This window comes from Candidatus Binatia bacterium (genome assembly GCA_029243485.1).
Classification (GTDB): domain Bacteria; phylum Desulfobacterota; class Binatia; order UBA12015; family UBA12015; genus VGTG01.
The window spans coordinates 109691-126453 of the sequence record JAQWRY010000011.1; the positions used below are offsets into that span (position 1 = coordinate 109691).

Annotated in this window: 18 protein-coding genes; 5 read left to right on the forward strand and 13 right to left on the reverse strand. The window is 66.0% G+C overall.

Translation table 11 applies throughout. The annotated features are described in order from the left end of the window. Positions 1 to 4 precede the first annotated feature (4 nt). Entirely contained in the window at positions 5 to 775 is a 771-nt protein-coding gene (locus P8R42_05945) for a glucose 1-dehydrogenase (protein ID MDG2304188.1), read from the forward strand. 12 nt (positions 776 to 787) lie between these two features. Here the strand turns inward: P8R42_05945 and P8R42_05950 are convergent, their stop codons facing one another. The 8 genes from P8R42_05950 to P8R42_05985 form a co-directional block, all read right to left on the reverse strand. After that, entirely contained in the window at positions 788 to 1597 is an 810-nt protein-coding gene (locus P8R42_05950) for an enoyl-CoA hydratase-related protein (GenBank protein MDG2304189.1), read from the reverse strand. A gap of 42 nt (positions 1598 to 1639) precedes the next feature. Continuing rightward, positions 1640 to 2941, reverse strand: a complete 1302-nt coding sequence (locus P8R42_05955; protein MDG2304190.1) for a hypothetical protein — start codon at positions 2939 to 2941, stop codon at positions 1640 to 1642. Positions 2942 to 3024: 83 nt separating this feature from the next. Then, positions 3025 to 3264 carry a hypothetical protein gene (locus P8R42_05960; protein MDG2304191.1) on the reverse strand — a complete coding sequence of 80 codons (240 nt, stop codon included), beginning with the start codon at positions 3262 to 3264 and terminating at the stop codon, positions 3025 to 3027. Continuing rightward, the gene (locus P8R42_05965) at positions 3261 to 3545 is read right to left on the reverse strand and encodes an ACT domain-containing protein (GenBank protein MDG2304192.1); all 285 of its coding nucleotides are present in this window, start codon (positions 3543 to 3545) and stop codon (positions 3261 to 3263) included. The genes P8R42_05960 and P8R42_05965 overlap by 4 nt, the downstream gene beginning before the upstream one ends. After that, positions 3542 to 5344, reverse strand: a complete 1803-nt coding sequence (gene ilvB / locus P8R42_05970) for a biosynthetic-type acetolactate synthase large subunit (GenBank protein ID MDG2304193.1) — start codon at positions 5342 to 5344, stop codon at positions 3542 to 3544. The genes P8R42_05965 and ilvB overlap by 4 nt, the downstream gene beginning before the upstream one ends. Positions 5345 to 5649: 305 nt before the next feature. Continuing rightward, on the reverse strand, positions 5650 to 7077 hold the full coding sequence (locus tag P8R42_05975) for a TolC family protein (GenBank protein MDG2304194.1): 1428 nt from the start codon (positions 7075 to 7077) through the stop codon (positions 5650 to 5652). Further along, complete coding sequence (locus tag P8R42_05980; GenBank protein ID MDG2304195.1) at positions 7074 to 8168, reverse strand: efflux RND transporter periplasmic adaptor subunit; 1095 nt, start codon at positions 8166 to 8168, stop codon at positions 7074 to 7076. Before P8R42_05980 ends, P8R42_05975 begins: the two co-directional genes overlap by 4 nt. Further along, positions 8161 to 11388 carry an efflux RND transporter permease subunit gene (locus P8R42_05985; protein MDG2304196.1) on the reverse strand — a complete coding sequence of 1076 codons (3228 nt, stop codon included), beginning with the start codon at positions 11386 to 11388 and terminating at the stop codon, positions 8161 to 8163. Before P8R42_05985 ends, P8R42_05980 begins: the two co-directional genes overlap by 8 nt. Positions 11389 to 11439: 51 nt before the next feature. Between P8R42_05985 and P8R42_05990 the strand changes: the two genes are divergently transcribed. From P8R42_05990 to P8R42_06000, 3 genes are all read left to right on the forward strand, one after another. Continuing rightward, a complete protein-coding gene (locus P8R42_05990) occupies positions 11440 to 12267 on the forward strand; it encodes an inositol monophosphatase family protein (protein ID MDG2304197.1) in 828 nt (275 codons plus the stop codon). A 142-nt stretch (positions 12268 to 12409) separates the two neighbouring features. Continuing rightward, positions 12410 to 12796: an alpha/beta hydrolase gene (locus P8R42_05995; GenBank protein ID MDG2304198.1), complete on the forward strand. Its 387-nt coding sequence runs from the start codon at positions 12410 to 12412 to the stop codon at positions 12794 to 12796. Further along, on the forward strand, positions 12796 to 13002 hold the full coding sequence (locus tag P8R42_06000; protein MDG2304199.1) for a hypothetical protein: 207 nt from the start codon (positions 12796 to 12798) through the stop codon (positions 13000 to 13002). Before P8R42_05995 ends, P8R42_06000 begins: the two co-directional genes overlap by 1 nt. Before the next feature lie 104 nt (positions 13003 to 13106). On the opposite strand, the gene P8R42_06005 is transcribed toward P8R42_06000, so the two are convergent. From P8R42_06005 to P8R42_06025, 5 genes are read right to left on the reverse strand one after another with little or no spacing between them, the layout of a single operon-like run. After that, a complete protein-coding gene (locus P8R42_06005) occupies positions 13107 to 13529 on the reverse strand; it encodes a hypothetical protein (GenBank protein MDG2304200.1) in 423 nt (140 codons plus the stop codon). Positions 13530 to 13532: 3 nt separating this feature from the next. Beyond that, positions 13533 to 14360: an ion transporter gene (locus P8R42_06010; protein MDG2304201.1), complete on the reverse strand. Its 828-nt coding sequence runs from the start codon at positions 14358 to 14360 to the stop codon at positions 13533 to 13535. Between the two features lie 40 nt (positions 14361 to 14400). Beyond that, positions 14401 to 15438, reverse strand: a complete 1038-nt coding sequence (locus P8R42_06015) for an LLM class F420-dependent oxidoreductase (protein ID MDG2304202.1) — start codon at positions 15436 to 15438, stop codon at positions 14401 to 14403. Between the two features lie 48 nt (positions 15439 to 15486). Further along, a complete protein-coding gene (locus P8R42_06020) occupies positions 15487 to 15891 on the reverse strand; it encodes a GFA family protein (GenBank protein ID MDG2304203.1) in 405 nt (134 codons plus the stop codon). Positions 15892 to 15936: 45 nt separating this feature from the next. Continuing rightward, positions 15937 to 16392, reverse strand: coding sequence for a universal stress protein (locus P8R42_06025; protein ID MDG2304204.1), 456 nt, complete (start codon positions 16390 to 16392; stop codon positions 15937 to 15939). Between the two features lie 178 nt (positions 16393 to 16570). Here P8R42_06025 and P8R42_06030 point away from each other — a divergent pair, with 178 nt between their 5' ends. Continuing rightward, positions 16571 to 16705 (forward strand): hypothetical protein, encoded by a 135-nt coding sequence (locus tag P8R42_06030; protein MDG2304205.1) that lies wholly within the window; start codon positions 16571 to 16573, stop codon positions 16703 to 16705. Positions 16706 to 16763 lie beyond the last annotated feature (58 nt).

Sequence of the window (16763 nt, forward strand, 5' to 3'; positions counted from 1 at the left end):
CATGATAAATCGCGAACAGCTGGACAAGATGTTCGACCTTTCCGGCCGGGTAGCGATCGTCACCGGCGGTAGCCGGGGCATCGGAAAGGCGATCGCCGGGGGATTCGCCGCGGCCGGCGCGAAAGTCGTCATCGCGAGCCGGAAGGCAAACGCCTGCGACGCCACCGTCGCCGAGATCGAGGCCACCGGCGGCGAAGCCCTCGCCGTCCCCACCCACCTGGGCGACATCGGGGCGCTCGAGAATCTCGTGAGGGCTACGGTGGACCGTTTCGGCGGCGTCGACATCGTGGTGAACAACGCCGCAAACGCACTCGCGCTACCGGTAGGACAAATCACGGCCGAGGCCTTCGACAAGTCCATCGCCGTGAACCTCCGCGGCCCGCTCTTCCTGGTCCAATTTGCGCTGCCCTATCTCCAGAAGAGCGAGCACGCTTCTGTGATCAATGTGATCAGCGCCGGCGTCTTCACGAGCGCGCAATTCGTCGGGCTCTACACCGCCGGCAAAGCGGGCCTCCGTACATTGACCCGCACGATGGCCCACGAACTCGCATCGCACAATATCCGCGTGAACGCGATCGCTCCCGGCACCGTAGACACCGACATGGTCCGCAATACCGATCCCGCCGCTCAGGCCGCGATGCGCGACGCGGCTCCGGTGAAGCGCATGGCCGCTCCCGAAGAGATGATCGGGATGGCCCTCTACCTGGCGAGCGACGCCGGAAGCTTCGCGACAGGGCAGACGTTCATCGTCGACGGCGGAATGACGACGTCATAGGGACGTCGGAACTCAGCGCCCTTGCCACTCCGGCCGCCTCTTCTCGACGAAGGCGCGCTGGCCCTCACGCGCATCGTCGGTCTTCCGAAGCTCGCGACCGATCGCCTCCTGGCGGCTGTAGCCGTCTTCGAGCGACATCCCGACGATTTCACGAACACCCCGCCGCGTTTCCCGCACAGCGAGCGGCGCATTGCCGGCGATCGCATCGGCGGTCTCAAAGGCGGTCGCCAGGAGATCCGTCGACTCCACGACCCGGTTCACCACGCCGATGTCTACAGCGCGCTCGGCCGAGAAGGGGCGCGCGGTCAGCATGATCTCGTGGGCGTGCACCCAGCCGATCTGCTGTGGAAGAAGCACCGTGGAGTTTCCGGTCGGATAGAACCCGAGAGCAACCTCTTCAAGAGCAAAGGTGGCCTCGGGTACCGCGTAACGGATCTCAGAGGCGAGCATCATGTCGAACCCGCCCGCGCGAGCATGGCCGTTGATCGCGCACACCAGAGGCGTTCGCAGGTCGAAGCCGGCAAGGAGAGCCGTCGCGACGCTCCGCAGTCCTTCGAAGTCGTCGTCGTCGACCTTTTCGCCGCGTGCGAAGCGCTGCGAGACCGGAATCGTGGATCGCATGTCCATCCCGGAGCAGAACACCCGGCCCCCGCCACCGGTCACGATCGCGCACCGCACGCCGTCGTCAGCCGCGATCTCTCGCCAAGCGCCGGCGAGCTCGCGCAACATGGAGAGGTTCAGGCTATTCGCCTTCTCGGGACGATCGATCGTCACGAGGGCCACATGCGGGTGTTCGGCGGGCCGTTCGAGTCGTACGGGCATGCGGGGAGTCTGGCATGTCGACCCCGCGCGGCGCCAGATCTCTCAGACGCGCCAGCCGGGCCGCCCGCCACGACGGGCTTGCCAGAACTCGGCGACGAGCCACAAGTAGAACGGCAGGTACTCGAGCCAACGCACCACCTCGAAGCGCTCCGACTCGCCCCGATACAGAAAGTAAAAGTCCGCGTAGTACAGAAACAAGAGACCCGACAGAGCGAGAAGCGCGCGCGACGGGAACACGACGAGGAACGGCAGAGCCCAGGTGAAGTACCAGGGGTTCGATGTGGGCGCGAGAAGGAAGATCGCCACGATCACGACGAGCGAGGCACCAGCGGCACACATCGGTTCCGGGTTCCGGTGCACCAACGTGGCCGCGAGGACCACCGCGATCGCCATGGAGAGGCCGCAGAGCGCCCGTGCGTGATCGCCCACGACGAACGTCGCGAGGCTGAAGAGACTGTCGTTCTGCTGCCAGCCCTGCGCGAACGCGAACAATCCGTCGAACAACTGCAGCCTCGCGTCGGCCCACGGCAGGTACGCCACGACGATGAGAGCGCCAAAGAGGACCACGCCCTGCACCGCCCTCGCCCGGTCCCGCCGCCAGACGAGCGCCGCCACGATCGGCACCAGAGCCACTGCAAAGAACTTGAGGAGCGTCACCCACGCGATCGCCGCAAACGCCGGAAGCCACCGGCCTCGAACGACCGCGAGCAGAAACGCGCTCAGCCCCAACACCACGAACGCGTCGAGGTGCAGGCTGTTCGAGAACTCCTTCAGCGCGAGCGGGCTCCACGCGTAGACCACGACCCACGAAAGCGGGCGACCGAGGCGAACCAGAAGAAGGGCCAGAAGAACCACGCTCGCGGCTTCGGCGAAGAACACGAGCGCCTTCCACCCGCCGAGCCCCCACGGCGTGAGCCACTGCCCGATCGCAAAGAGCCCCTGGGCAACCGGGGGATAGATGGTCGGTACGTGGCGATAGTTGATGCGCTCGTAGACGAAGCGGCCGGCCGGCCCCAGGCCGCCGGCCGGAGCGGCGCCGGCCTCGTGGGCCTCTTCGGGTGCCAAGACGTACGGATTCGCACCCGCGAGGATGGTCTGGCCGTCCCAGACGTAACGGTACGGATCGACCTCCTGGATCATCCCCGCAGGGGCCAGAACCAATCGGCACGCGAGCGCGACCCCGAGGATGAAGCCGAAGTGCCACGGACGCGAGCGGGCACGGCGTATGATCTCGACCGCAAGGAAGTAGGCCACGAACGCAGCGAATTCGAGCCCCAGAAACGTCGCCAACGGTCGTTCTGCGTGCCCCGTGCCGAACACGAACGAGGTGGCGAGCGGGGCCACGCCGGCCTGGCTCGCAAGGAGGACCGCACCGCACGCCGCGAGCCCGAGAGCCGGGCCGCGACGGGCGAGCGATTGGTCGTCGTTCAGCTGCCTTCGCGCGGGGCCGGCGCCGACTCCTTCTTCGCGGCATCTTTCGCGTCATCTTCCGGTGCACCGTCGCCGGCGGCATCCTTCGGCGCAGCGGCTGCACCACCACCGCGACTCCCCTCCGGCATCGCCGCCGGCTCAGCCTCCTCTTCGTGCGACGCGCCGAAGGCAGGGGGCACCGAGAGGCCGGCCGTGAGCACCGCCACTCCCAACATCTTCACAATCCGTGTCGTCATGGCTTTAGTTCGTATCCGCCGTCAGCGGGAGCCGTCAAAGGAAACGGCGCAAACTCGGCGTGCGTGACGTCGATCAAGTTCTGGATCGAGAGGGTGAGCCGCTCGATCTCAGCGGCCGGCCCCGTTACGCGCACCACGATCGGCACTAGCCCCTCCTCGTCCTCCTCGCCGACCGAGAGAGTCCGGATATTCAGAGCGCGGCGATAGAACATGCCGGTCATCCGGGCTAGCACTCCCGGACGATGAAACGCCCGTGCCTGCAGCAAGTAGTCTGTGCTCATGAGATCACCTCGTCCCCCGCAGCACCGATCCGCTGCGCTTCGTCTTGTGTAAAGAACTCCCCCGGGCGCGACACACAGTTGCCGCCGTATTCGGCGAACGTCCGCCCCGCGGGCATCATCGGGAAATTGTCGGCCGCGGGATCGATCGACACGTGGATCAGAGCCGGGCCTCCGTAGGCGATCGCCTCCTCCAGCGCGCGCGCCAGCCCGCAATCATCCGACACCGTTGCGGCGTGTGCGCCGAAGGACCGCGCGAGCATCGCGAAGTCCGGATGGCCGGGACGGTCGTCGAACCGCACCGCTTCCCAGCGACTCTCGTACTCCCGGTCCTGCCATTGGCGGACCATCCCCAGCTGCTCGTTGTCGAGTACGATGGTGATGACTGGCAGATGCTCCTGCACCGCGGTGGCGAGCTCCTGGCTCGTCATCTGAAAGCTGCCATCCCCGTCCACCACGAACACCCGCGACTCCGGGCACGCCTTCGCCGCACCGATGGCCGCCGGGAGGCCGTAGCCCATCGTCCCCGCGCCGCTCGAGGTCAGCAGACGCCGAGGCTCGTCGAACTCGAGGAAGTGACACGCGAACATCTGGTGCTGCCCGACGCCGGTCGTGACGATGTCCTGCGGCCGCAGCACACGACCAAGCGCATCCATCACGTTCTTCGGATGGGACCCCACCCTCGCCACGTGCGGCACGCACTGCACGCAGACTTCGCGAGCCGCTTCTGTTCGACGCACCCAGCTCAGCCTCTCCGCAGACGGTGCAAACCCGATAGACGCCGCGTCCAATGCCCGAGCCGCGGTTCGCGCATCCGACTGAATCGCGATCTCGGCAGGGACATTCTTGCCGAGCTCATACGCATCTACGTCGATGTGGATGATCTTCTTTCCCTTCGCGAAAGCGTCGGTCTGCCCCGTAATCCGATCCGTGAATCGACTGCCGAGCGCGAGCACGACATCCGCTTCGGTCAGAGCCCAGACGCCGGACTTCCGCCCGTACATCCCGATCATCCCGAGTGCCTGCGGGTGGCTTTCGGGAAACAGCCCCTTCGCGTTGATCGTGCTCACCACCGGCAGCTTCAAACGCTCCGCGAGCGCGATCACCTCGGCGCGCGACTCCGCGATCACTGCACCACCGCCGAGGAGCATCACCGGCCGCTCGGCCTGCGCCAGCAAGCGCGCCGCCGATCCGATCGCTTCCGAATTGCACTCCGGCTCGGTCGCCCCGCGCGAATTCGGCGCCTCCGAGGCGATTACCGCGGCCGTCGCGATCAACACGTCCTTTGGCAGATCCACGTACACGGGCCCCGGCCGGCCGGAACGCGCGATCTCGAAGGCCCGGGAGATGGCCTCGGCGACCTCGGCGACCGACCGAGGCTGGAATGCGTGCTTCGTGATGGACGCCGTAATCGAGAGCATGTCCGTCTCTTGGAACGCATCCCGGCCGATCAGCGGGGTCGCGACCTGTCCTCCCAACGCGACGAGGGGAACGGAATCGAGGTGCGCGTCCATGATGCCCGTGACCAGATTCGTCACGCCGGGCCCGCTGGTAGCCACGCACACGCCCACCTTCCCCGACGCGCGCGCATACCCGGCGGCCGCGTGGGCGGCACCCTGCTCATGCCGCACCATCACGTGGTGCAGTGCCGGATCTCGATGAAGCGCATCATAGAAGTGCAGAATCGCGCCACCGCCGTAACCGAACACGACATCAACTCCGTTCGCCTTCAACACATCGCAGACGATCTCGGCGCCGCTGCGTTCCTGTTGCGCCGTCGCAATTGCTGCACTTCCTTGCATCTTTTCGCTCCTTGTCTGTGCTCCAAAAAAGAAAAGGCCCGCCTCTCGAGAGAGGCGGGCCTTTGGGACCGTCGGTTTTCTTCGTTTCTACAGAGTCACGAATTCCATTCGGTCGCAGTGGTCCGCCTCGCGGGGCTAACCACGACGACGACGTCTCGTACGGGTACGAGAAGTCGAAGCTCGACGCGGCTGGCGCGTCGACCCATCTGTTTACGGAACAAGGACATCGGTTCGTTTCCTGCGGATGGTGCTACCCGAGCAACCCCGCCACGACAAGGCTCCCTCCACCATCGTGGAAAGCCGGCTCAGCGAACGATGTCCGGATCGAGCAGGCCACTCGCCGCCAGCAGCCGGAGTTGGGCCGCATTGTACCGAAGAATCGACGTGACGAGCGACAAGCGGGCCCGGGCCTCCGCATTCTGGGCCTCGATCACCTCGAGCCCGAGCCCCGTGCCGGCTTCAAAGCGAGCGATCTGGATCCGCCAGCTTCGACCGGCCGCCCGAACCCCGTGGTTCGCTTCCGGGATCGCATCGGCGGCCGCCGAGACCTCGACGAGGGCTCCCTGGACCTGTCCGCGCGCCTGCTCGGCCGCGAAAGCCGCCGAAAGGTCTCTCGACCGTGCCTCGGCGGCCACTTCCTGCACCCGCGCCAACTCGCTCAACTGAAAGCTCCAGCCGATCGCGGCGAGCCCGATCGTGCCCGCGCCCAGATCGTCGGCCTCGATTCCGAGCCAGCGCTGTCGGCCCTCGAGTTCGATCGTCGGACCGAGCAGGTTCCACCAAGTGGAGCGCTCTGCGTGCAACGCAGCCTGCGCGCGGGCCTCCGCCGCCCGTACGTCGGGACGGCGAGCAGTCGAATGCTCCGCCAACTCGCCCGCGCCGCCTTCGACGAGTGCGTGCGGGCGCACCTCGGCTTCGGCCGGAGCGAGAAGGACCGTCGGGTCCCAACGCAGAAGCGTGGCCAGCGTGGCACTCGTGACCTCCCACGTACCGCGCGCCCGAATGTGCACCTGGCGCGCCGCCGCGAGCTCCGCCTCGGCGCGCGCGACGTCGGCACGCGACGAGACTTCCGCCGCCGCTCGCGCACGTGCGATCGAGAGGAATCTCTCCGTGGCCGCAACGAGTTGGTCGGCGATCTCGACCTCTGCGCGGGAGCGCAGTAGGTCGAAGTACGCGAGGCCGGCGCTCTCCATCGCACGTCGCGCAGAATCTCCCGCGTCTCCGGCCGCAGCATCCTGGCCGTACCGCGCGGAAATCGATTGCTCCACCGCGCCACCGGGATTCAGACGATAGAAAACCGAGAGACCCGCCTCGAAGCGTCCGAACGCGACGTCTTCCACGACTCCGAACGATCCGACCTGCCGACCGTCGAGATGCCAGGCGCGGTAGTCGCCCCGCACTCCGGGAACGAACGCCGCGTCGGCAGCCAGGGTACGCGCGGCCGCAGCCTCCAACTGCGCTTCCGCATCGAGCACCGCGATGCTGTCCTCGCCTGCTCGCAGAAGGACTTCCTGGAGGGTGACCGCGCGGACCTGCAGGTGCGCCGGCAACTCGGTCTCGGGTAGCGGCACAGCGACCGGCGGCGCCTTCGCGAACTCCGGCTGAAGCTCCGCCGGCAAAACCGGCGGCTCGATCAACGACGGATCGGACTCGTAGCCCAAGAAGGCCGAACAACCTGCGACGAGCAGCGAACACAAGAGCGCCGTCGCAGGTGCAGCGAAACGCAAGATCATTCGCTCGGGGTCTCCGCGACATCCACCGCCGCACCTTCGCGCGCCAACGGCGAACCACTCAGCATGACGTTGTCGCCTGCCGCGAGGCCGGACGCTACGACAGCTCGACGTCCATCATCGGAAGCCACCGCGACCGGCCGGCGCACCAGCGCCCCGTTTTCGACGACGAGAACGTGACGATCACTCCCCTGCCCCCGCACCGCGCGAGACGGAAGAACCAGCGCCCCCTCGCGGGTCGTCAGGCCGAGATGCACCTGCGCGAACATGCCGGGCTCGAGACCCAACGTCGCATCGGTGATGTCGACCTCGGCGCGCATCGAGCGCGTTCGCGGATCGAGCGCGCCGGCCGTGCGCGTAACCGTGTCTTCCAGTTCCTCACCCGGGAACGCGTCGAGGGTGATGCGCACTGGCTGACCGACCTTGAGGCTCGGCACGATTTTCTCCGGGACATCGAAGACCAGGCGGAGCGAATCGGTTCGGACGATCTCCACGACCGGTTCGGCACCCGGCGTCGAACCCTCTCGGATGAGCGCCCCCGTGTGGAGGATACGGCGGGAAATCCGACCATCGAAGGGCGCGCGCACGACCGAAAACTCGGCCAGCCGATTCAGACGCGCGGCGGACGCCTCAGCCCGTGCGAGGCCGGCGATCGCCATCTGCTCCTGCGCTGCCGCCGTATCGACGTCCTGACTCGCGACCGCATCCTTCTCGCGACGGCGCAGCGACTCGAGACGGCGGCGCGTGATGCCGGCGATCTCGACTTCGGCCGCCCGGCTCTTCACCTCGGCGTGTGCACGCTGCACGTCGGCATCCATCTCGGGGACGAGGATTCGGGCGAGTGGGTCTCCCGCCTTCACCTCGTCGCCGATGTCGACGTCGACCGATTCGAGGTAGCCCGTCACGCGTGCGTAAAGCGCGGCCATCTCCTGCGGCTCGAGCGAGCCCGGCAGAATATACGCCACCGCGACGTCCTCGACCGCAGGTCGTGTCGTCACGATGCGTGGGAGACCCGCTCCCGTTCCGACCGACGTCGACCCGCCGCCCCCGCAGCCCATCGAAACGACCAACAGCAGGGCGAAGATCTCACGCATGCGACGACTCCAGATCCGGCGCGGCCGGTGCGGGGGGACGCTTCACTACAGCGTACAGACAGGGGAGGACAAACAGAGTGAGGGCCGTTGCCCCGAGGACGCCGCCGATGATCGCGCGGGCCAAGGGAATGTTCGCTTCGCCGCCGCCCAGCCCGACCGCCATCGGAGCGATGGCCAGAACGGTCGTGAGAGACGTCATCAAGATCGGACGGAAACGAACCCGCGCCGCCTCGCGGACCGCGCCCCGGACGTCGCCGGTCTCGTCGAGATTCCGGTTCGCGAAGTCCACCAGGACAATTCCGTACTCGACGACGATACCAGCCATCATGATCACGCCCATCAGACTCTGGATGTTGAGGGAGGTCCCCGTCACGAAGAGGACCAGGGAGACCCCGATCATGCCGAGCGGAACGGTCGCGAGGATCAGCAACGGATCGACGAACGAGCGGAACTGCGCCACCATCAAGAGGTAGATCAGCAACACGGCGATGAGGAGCCCCGCCCCAAACTGCCGAAACGACTCCCGCATCGTCTGGATCTCGCCGCTCGCCGCCAGGGTGTAGCCCCGCCCGGCGTACCGGCCGCCTATCTCGTAGGCCACCTCTTCTCGCCCGCTGTCGAACGGCATGAGACCCAGGTTCTCGTCAGCCATCAGATGCTCATCGATCGCGGTCACTGCGTCCCCGAGGTTCACGCCGGGGACCGTATCGGCATAGACGTCGAAGCTTCGCGTGATGTTCCGGTGACTGACGAACGACGGGCCCGTACCGCGGTGAATCGTCGCGATCGTGCCGAGGGGTATGGGTTCCATCGCCTCGTCGGACGTGAGCGGAATGTCGCGCAGCGTGTCGATCGAGATCAGCTCTGTCTCGGGATACTGCGCTCCGATGAAGTAGTGGTTGCCGTTTCGCTCGTCGATCCAGAATGCCGGCTGGAAGTTGATGCTCGAATTCGTCGCGGTCACGAGATTGTGCATCACGTCTTCGACCGTGAGCCCGGCCAACGCGGCCTTCACGCGGTCGATCTCGACTTCGATGGTCGGGTAGTCGTTGCGCTGCAACACCCGCACGTCTTCGGTGCCCGGCACCTGTGCCACGACCGTCGCGATGTCGGCTGCGATGTCACCCAGCGTATCGAGATCACTTCCGCGGACCTGGTAGTGAATGGGCGCGGGTTCGCCGAAGTTCAGGGCCGCGGTGAGCATTCCGCCGGTGTCGAAGGCAAACTCCGCCTGCGGGAAATCGTTGCGAAGCCGCGCGCGCAGGCGCGTGACGATGTCGAAGACGCTGGGGGTCGACGACGAGTCCTTCAGCTGCACGAGGAGGAACGAATCCATCGGGCCTCGATTCGGCGTGTACGCAGCGGGCCAATCCATAAGGACACCGATGTTCGAGATGAGCATCTGAAGATGCGAGTCCGCATAACGCTCGACCTTCGGGTACTCCGGATCCGGCTGCCCCAACTCCTCGACGATGACCTTCTCGACACGGGCGACCATTTCCTCGGACCGCTCGATCCGCGTGCCCGACGCAAGGCGCACGTAGACCTGGAACTGCCCCGCATCGACCCGCGGGAACAATTCGGTGCCGAGGTTCCCGGCGAGAACCAGGGCGGCCAGGGCCGCAACGCAGGCCCCCACGAGAACGGACTTCCGATGGCGTAGAGCGGCATCGACCGCACGCTCGTAGCGGGCGATGCCGCCGCCGGGCTGCGTGCCCTGCGGCGGCGGAGGTCCTTGCAGCAAGCGCGCGCAGAGCGCGGGAACCACGGTCACCGCGACGACGAGCGAGGCCAGAATCGCGAACGAGGCGGCGAGCGCGAGCGGTGTAAACAGAAAGCGCGCCATCCCCGACAGGAAGACGACCGGAAAGAACACGACGGCGAAGGTGAGCGTCGACACGACGATCGGCGCGGCCACCTCGCTCGTACCAGCGGCCGCAGCTTCGGCCGCGTCCTTCCCCATCTGCCGGTGACGAACGATGTTCTCGACCACAACGATGGACTGGTCGACGAGAATCCCCACGGCGAGTGCGAGCCCACCGAGGGTCATCGCATTGATCGTCCGACCGGTTGCCCACAGACCGAAGAGGGAGACCAGCGTAGCGAGCGGAATCGCCAGAGCCACGACGACGGTGAGGCGAACGTCGCGCAAGAATACCAGGACGACAAGTGCGGCCAGCACCGCCCCGAGAAGAGCGGCAAGCTGGAGCCCGGAAATCGAATCCCGAACATAGACCGATTGATCCAGGACTACTTCGAGCGCGAGATCCTGTGCTCGGTCATCCATCTCCCGCAGACGCTGCCGAATGCGGGCGAGCTGCGAGCGAATGGAGTCGACGATCTCGATCGTGTTGGCACCCGGCTGGCGGTAGATTGGAATGTAGACCTGTCGACGCCCGTTGATCCGCACGATGTTCGACTGGATCTGGGCGGAATCCTGGACACTCGCCACGTCGCGCATGAAGACGGGCCGCCCATCGTGGACCGCGACGGGTACATCGTTCAGCTCGCTCACCTTCTCCGGCATCGCGTTTGCGAAGATCTGGTAGTCGGTCTCGCCGACCTTGATGTTCCCTGCGGGGACAAAGACCGATTGCTCGTGGAGAGCACGGACGACGTCCATCGGCGACATCCCGCGAGAATCGAGCCGCTCACGATCAACCTGCGCGATAATCCGCCGGAGCTTGCCGCCGTAAACGGCCGGCGCGATTACCCCGGGAATCGACTGCAGCCGATTCCGCAGCTCGTAGTACGCGACGTCGTACAGCTCCTTCTCGCTCATCGTGTCGGAGGACACGCTGACGAGACAGAGCGGCACCGAGGCCGTCGGGTCGAAGGGCATGACCATCGGCGGGATCGTCCCCGGCGGCAGGTAGAACATGTCGCTCATCGCGTAGGACGTGACCTGGCTCATCGCGGTATCGAGACTGATGCCCTCGCGGAAGAAGTCCTTAACGATGCTGACGCCGAGCATCGCGTGCGCTTCCTGATGCTCGATCCCGACGGATTGGCCCGTCCAACGCTCGAGTCGACTCATGATGTCGCGCTCCATCACGACGGGCGGCATGCCGGGATAGAAGGTCACGATCTGGACCGCCGGGGTGGTGAAGGTCGGCAGAAGATCGGCCGGCAGGCGGGTGTACGACAAGATGCCCAACACCACTGCGACGAGCGCGCCCACCGTGACGACATACGGGAGCTTCAGGGCGCGTCGGATCATAGGCTCTGGTGATCCTGTCAAAGCGCGCCAGGGGGCGCTACCTATTCGCGAATGAACACGTCAAGCCCTTCGGAGCTGGTTTCGGTCGCAGCGGAGATCGCGCGGGAAGCGGGGGCCGAGATTCGTACCCGTGTCCCGAGCCCGCGCCAGATCGCGACCAAGGCGAATTCGGTCGATCTCGTCACGGACACCGACCACCGCATCGACGCTCTCATCTCCGAACGTCTCGCCGCCGCCTTTCCCGACCACGCACGACTCACCGAGGAAACCGGTGCCACAACGACCGGGGCGGAAGCTCCGGTCTGCTGGGTGGTCGATCCACTCGACGGCACCGTGAACTTCGCCCACGGCGTTCCCCACTTCGCCGTCTCGATCGCGGCCGTGCGCGGCTTCCAACCGGGCGACCCGCTCGAAACCCCGAGCACGGGCGCCGAAATTCTCGCCGGCGTCGTCTACGACCCCATGCGCGACGAACTCTTCGAAGCGACGGCCGCGGGTCCGGCCAAACTCAACGGAGAGCCGATCCAGACAAGCCCGTGCGCGAGCCTGAGCGAGGCGCTCGTCGCCTCCGGGTTCCCGTACGACCGACGAGAACGAGCGGACGAGTACCTCGAGGACTGGAAGGCCCTCCTGCCCCGCTGCCGCGATCTCCGCCGGGCGGGCGCCGCCGCCCTCGATCTGGCCTACGTCGCTGCCGGCCGCTTCGACGCCTACTGGGAACGCGGCCTCCACGCCTGGGACATCGCCGCAGGCGTCCTGATCGTCCGGCGCGCGGGCGGCATCGCCACGAACCGCGCGGGACGGGACCTGTTCCTCGACGCGTCCGAGGTTCTGGCCGCCCCCACGGCGATCCACGCCGAACTCCTCACGGTTCTCTGAACGACCTCCCTCTGCACCGAGTTGGCCCCGGCAGAATCGCGTGGCAGGATTGGTCGCCCCCTCCAGGGGAGCTACCCTTCATGCGACGCATCGGATCCGCTCTCTTCCAGCTTCTGTTCGCAGCAATCGCACTGCCACCGCTGTGGTACACGGCCTTCCCGCCGCCGCGACTGATGCCGCGTATTGCGGCCAACCGCAGCCGTACTGGTGGCTTCCGAGCGTCGCGGCCAACTTCTCGCGCCCCGAAACGGTCCGCACCTACAAAGAGGAGATGTTCTACCCAATCGAGCCGGGCGACTTCGACCCGAAGAAGATCGAGACCCCCACTCTGCTGATCCACGGTGACGACGACCGCCTCGCGCCGGTGAGGATCTCGCAGTACCTCGTCGGGAGCATGCCGAACGCGGAAGCGATATTCATCCAGGACGGCAGCTACATGCTGCCGGTCACCCACGCACCGCTCCTGGCGGACGTCATCACGAAGTTCGTACAAAAGGAGTCGATCACGAGCCCACAGGAGAATGGCTGATGCTTCTACCGATCACGGCACTTTACGCGGTCCTGCTCGCACTCGTCGGATTCGGCCTCGCCGCCTGGCTCGTCGGCGCCCGGATCCTCCATCCGATCGGCCTCCGTGTGGACGGCAAGTTCTCGGTCCTCCGCGGGATCGGTGCCGGGAGCACCGCGCTCATCGTCGTCGTGTCCGGGATCTGGGCGATCACAACGGCTTTCTGATTCCCGGGGCGGCGAGGACGTCAATCCCGGGTGCCGCTTCGCCAGAACGGGGGAACGCTCTGATCCCTCTTCTGCGCGAGCCGGTCCTCATCCACGCGGTAGATCTAGATCGAGTACCCCAGACGCTCATCCGGCGGCTCGATCGTGAGCCACTCGACACATCCCGGCCGGAGAGCAAACTGCGGACGATGGACTTCGACCGCGCAAAGCGCGCACACGCCAACCGCCGGTTCGCAGGACACCTCTTCGCGGACCACACCCCAGCGAGCGGGGTTCGGGCCGTACCAAGCGTACTGGACCACCGGAATCGCGTTGTCGCGCTGCCAGAGGGCGAGCCGGCGCTTGTCCTGGCCCCAATCCTCACGATGAATCAGGTATTGGGGCCCGCCCTCCGGCCCGCCGCCCCAGCCGTCTGCCGTGTCGGACTTGTCCCACGCCGTCGCGAGTAGGAGCCCGAGTTGGACCACGACGAGCCCGACGACTATCGCGGTTCCGCGGATGCGCTTTACGTCGCCCACGAGTTCCATGCGCTAGAGCGCCCCGCCGCAGTACTTGCAGTGTACCGCGTCGACGTCGTGCCCTTCTCGCGAACAGCGCCGGCAGTGCTGCGACGTCATGCGATGCGCCTGCACCAAAGCCATCTCCGCCGAAACGATACCCGTAGGGACGATGATGAGACTGTAGCCGAGGATCATCATCGCGACGGCGAGCATCTGTCCAACGGGCGTCTGCGGCGTCACGTCGCCGTACCCCACGGTCGTAAGGGTCACGACCGCCCAATACATCCCGACAGGAACAGAGGTAAACCCGTTCTTCGGGCCCTCGACGACGTACATCGCCGCCCCGACGATGACGACCGAAATGACGACCGTGACCATGAAGACCGCGAGCTTGGCGCGCGCCGCGCCGATGCTCGCCCGCAACTCGGTAGCTTCCGTTAGGAACCGGGCCAGCTTGAAGACCCGGAAAACGCGCAGCAGCCGCAACGAGCGAATCACGAGCAACGACTCGGTCCCGGGATAGAGCAGGCTCACGTAGGTCGGCAGGATCGACAGCAGATCGACGATCCCGAAGAAGCTCACAGCGTAGCGAAGCGGATTCCGCACGCAGACGAGACGGAGCAGGTACTCGATCGTGAAGCCGATCGTGAACACCCACTCGGCGACGGACAGGGGTCCGTGGAAGTCGTCCTGGAGCTGGTCGACGCTATCGAGCGTCACGACGAGCACGCTCGCAGCTATCGCGATCAGCAGCCCGATGTCGAAACTCTTCCCGGCCGGCGTGTCCGCCTCGAAGATGATCTCGTGTAGGTGCTCGCGCCAGGTCTCCGGACGAGCGGCCGCGATACGATCGCGCATGCCCGCGACGTTCGTCGCGATCCTGCACGATGTCAAGGAACTACAGCAGGCTCTTGAGCTTCTCGAGAGTGCGAGCGCGATCCGCGACCGTGTCGCCGACGAGACTCACGTTCAGCGCCGTCACGCCGGACTCCGCGTACTCGGCGAGCCGCTCAGCGACGAACGATTCCGGGCCAACAAGCGTCGTCTCTTCGAGAAACGAGGAAGGGATTGCATCAGCCGCCGCCGCTTTCTCGCCAGACAGGTACAGATCCTGAATCCGCGCCGCCTCTTCGCGGTAGCCGTAACTCGCGAAGATGTCGTTGTAGAAGTTCTTGCCGCGAGCGCCCATGCCGCCGACGTAGAGTGCCATCCCGGGACGGCCCCGGTCGCGAAGCGACTCGAGGCCCTCGCCGATTCCCACGAGACCGCCGGCGTACACATCCATCGGCGGGCGGGACGGATCTCGGCGGGCCGCACCCTTGTCTAGAGCGTCACCCCAACAATTCCGCGCCTTCGTCGGATGGTAGAAGACCGGCAGCCACCCGTCGGCGAGAGCCGCGGTCTGTTCGACGCTCTTCGGAGCCAGCGCCGCGATCACGATCGGAATGTCGTCCCGCACAGGGCGGGTGAGGATCTTGAGGGGCTTGGCGAGGCCGGTCCCCCGGCCGGCCGGAAGCGGCAGCGGGTATTTCGGCCCCTCGTGCGTCAGCACCTCGCGACGCCAGACCTTGCGGCAGATCTCGATGATTTCCCTAATCCGGGCGACCGGTGCATCGAACGGAACGCCGTGGAAGCCCTCGATGACCTGCGGGCCTGACGTACCCAGCCCGAGGATGCAGCGCCCCTCGGAGAGCGCATCGACCCCAGCCGCCGACATCGCGAGCAGGCTCGGGGTCCGCGTGTAGATCGGCAACACGCCGGACGCGATCTCGACGCGCTCGGTCTTGGCGGCGAGGTAGCCCATCTGACTGACCGCATCGAACCCGTAAGGCTCGGCGACCCACACCGTGTCGAGTCCCGACTTCTCGAGCTCGGCGATCTCATCCGCCGCCTCGCGAAAGCCGGCGGCATAATTCAGCATCGTTCCGATCTTCATGTCCGTGTCCCTAACAAAGTTCCGAGATACCGACAGACCAGAAGAAACTCAGCCCGGCGCGCGCTCGAATGCCCCGATCCCCTCCGGGACGTGATGAAACGACTGCTTGTCGACCAAATAGATCGCCATCTGCGGGCTGAACACGGACGGGTCGTCGAGTACGCCGACCTTGATGAGCTTCGCGCCTGGCAGAGACGGAGTCTCGGTCAGAAGATGCGTGCCGCAGTCCGCACAGAACCTGCGCGTCACCGGGTTGTCGAGATCGCTTCGTCGAAACTCTTTGGGCGCGCCCTTCGAGTACGAGAAGCCCGTCTCCGGCATCGCGATCACGACGTTCGGATGTCCGCCCGAGATGTACTGGCACTCACGGCAGTGGCACTGCCCCTGAAACATCGCGTCGCCTTCCGCGCGAAACCGCACGGCACCGCAGTAACATCCGCCTTCCAGATTCATGGGAGTCCTCCAAGTTGTGGTTCGGGCTGTGCGTTGAGTCTCTTCTCAGCGCTTCTTCGGCGCGGGGACGAGCAGTACGGGAACCGTACTAATGCGAATGATGTCGTTCGCCGACGAGCCGATCAGGAACTCGTCGACCCGACGCCGCCCGACCTTGCCGAGCACGATGAGATCGGCTTTGCGCCGACCCGCGAGGCGGATCACTTCTTCGTCGACCTCGCCGGTCTTCACGGTACGACGAACCTCGACCGCGGTCTTGCCGACGAACTTCTGGAGCTTCTCCGTTGCCACGTCCACGGCTTCTGACCGCATCTGCTTCACGGTCTCCTGCCCTTGCTTCATCCAGGGCAGTGTCGCTTGGAACGCGTCTTCGATGACGTAGATCACCTCAAGTGTTGCGTCGTGCTGCTCGGCAACTCCGAGGGCCTGCTGGAGAGCCGCCTTGGAGGTCTTGGAGAAGTCCACCGCTACTACGATTCGCTGATAACTGACCTTGGACACACCGGCGCTATATCACCCACCACAGCCGGCGACGAGAGCCCCTCCGCCGTCTGCGGCCTTCTACCCGTCGCCACCCCCGACGCCGACGCGGCCGGGAATGCACTGCTCAAATCCGGCGGGAAGACTCTCACGGTCGTAGGCGACAACGCGGCCAACGACATCGACGTTCGAGTTCCGTATGAATGGGGGCGGCGACGATGACCTCCGGCTCGCCGTGAACGGCTCCACGCCGTACCTCTGGGCCACGATCCACGGCGGCGGCACCGACATCTGTCAGAGCACCGCGAACGTTTCGAAAACGGCCTGCCCGTAGGTCACGACGCGCGTCCCCATCCGGACAGAGAGGCCCGTGGATCCCCGGATCCACGGGC

Bases quoted from the DNA above. Each gene is read 5' to 3' on its own strand.
- P8R42_05950 (MDG2304189.1), bottom strand. From the start codon at position 1,597: ATGCCCGTACGACTCGAACGGCCCGCCGAACACCCGCATGTGGCCCTC.
- ilvB (MDG2304193.1), bottom strand. From the start codon at position 5,344: ATGCAAGGAAGTGCAGCAATTGCGACGGCGCAACAGGAACGCAGCGGC.
- P8R42_06010 (MDG2304201.1), bottom strand. From the start codon at position 14,360: ATGCGCGATCGTATCGCGGCCGCTCGTCCGGAGACCTGGCGCGAGCAC.
- P8R42_06005 (MDG2304200.1), bottom strand. From the start codon at position 13,529: ATGGAACTCGTGGGCGACGTAAAGCGCATCCGCGGAACCGCGATAGTC.
- P8R42_05980 (MDG2304195.1), bottom strand. From the start codon at position 8,168: ATGCGTGAGATCTTCGCCCTGCTGTTGGTCGTTTCGATGGGCTGCGGG.
- P8R42_05965 (MDG2304192.1), bottom strand. From the start codon at position 3,545: ATGAGCACAGACTACTTGCTGCAGGCACGGGCGTTTCATCGTCCGGGA.
- P8R42_06000 (MDG2304199.1), top strand. From the start codon at position 12,796: ATGCTTCTACCGATCACGGCACTTTACGCGGTCCTGCTCGCACTCGTC.
- P8R42_05985 (MDG2304196.1), bottom strand. From the start codon at position 11,388: ATGATCCGACGCGCCCTGAAGCTCCCGTATGTCGTCACGGTGGGCGCG.
- P8R42_06020 (MDG2304203.1), bottom strand. From the start codon at position 15,891: ATGAATCTGGAAGGCGGATGTTACTGCGGTGCCGTGCGGTTTCGCGCG.
- P8R42_05960 (MDG2304191.1), bottom strand. From the start codon at position 3,264: ATGACGACACGGATTGTGAAGATGTTGGGAGTGGCGGTGCTCACGGCC.
- P8R42_06015 (MDG2304202.1), bottom strand. From the start codon at position 15,438: ATGAAGATCGGAACGATGCTGAATTATGCCGCCGGCTTTCGCGAGGCG.
- P8R42_05990 (MDG2304197.1), top strand. From the start codon at position 11,440: ATGAACACGTCAAGCCCTTCGGAGCTGGTTTCGGTCGCAGCGGAGATC.
- P8R42_05975 (MDG2304194.1), bottom strand. From the start codon at position 7,077: ATGATCTTGCGTTTCGCTGCACCTGCGACGGCGCTCTTGTGTTCGCTG.
- P8R42_06030 (MDG2304205.1), top strand. From the start codon at position 16,571: ATGAATGGGGGCGGCGACGATGACCTCCGGCTCGCCGTGAACGGCTCC.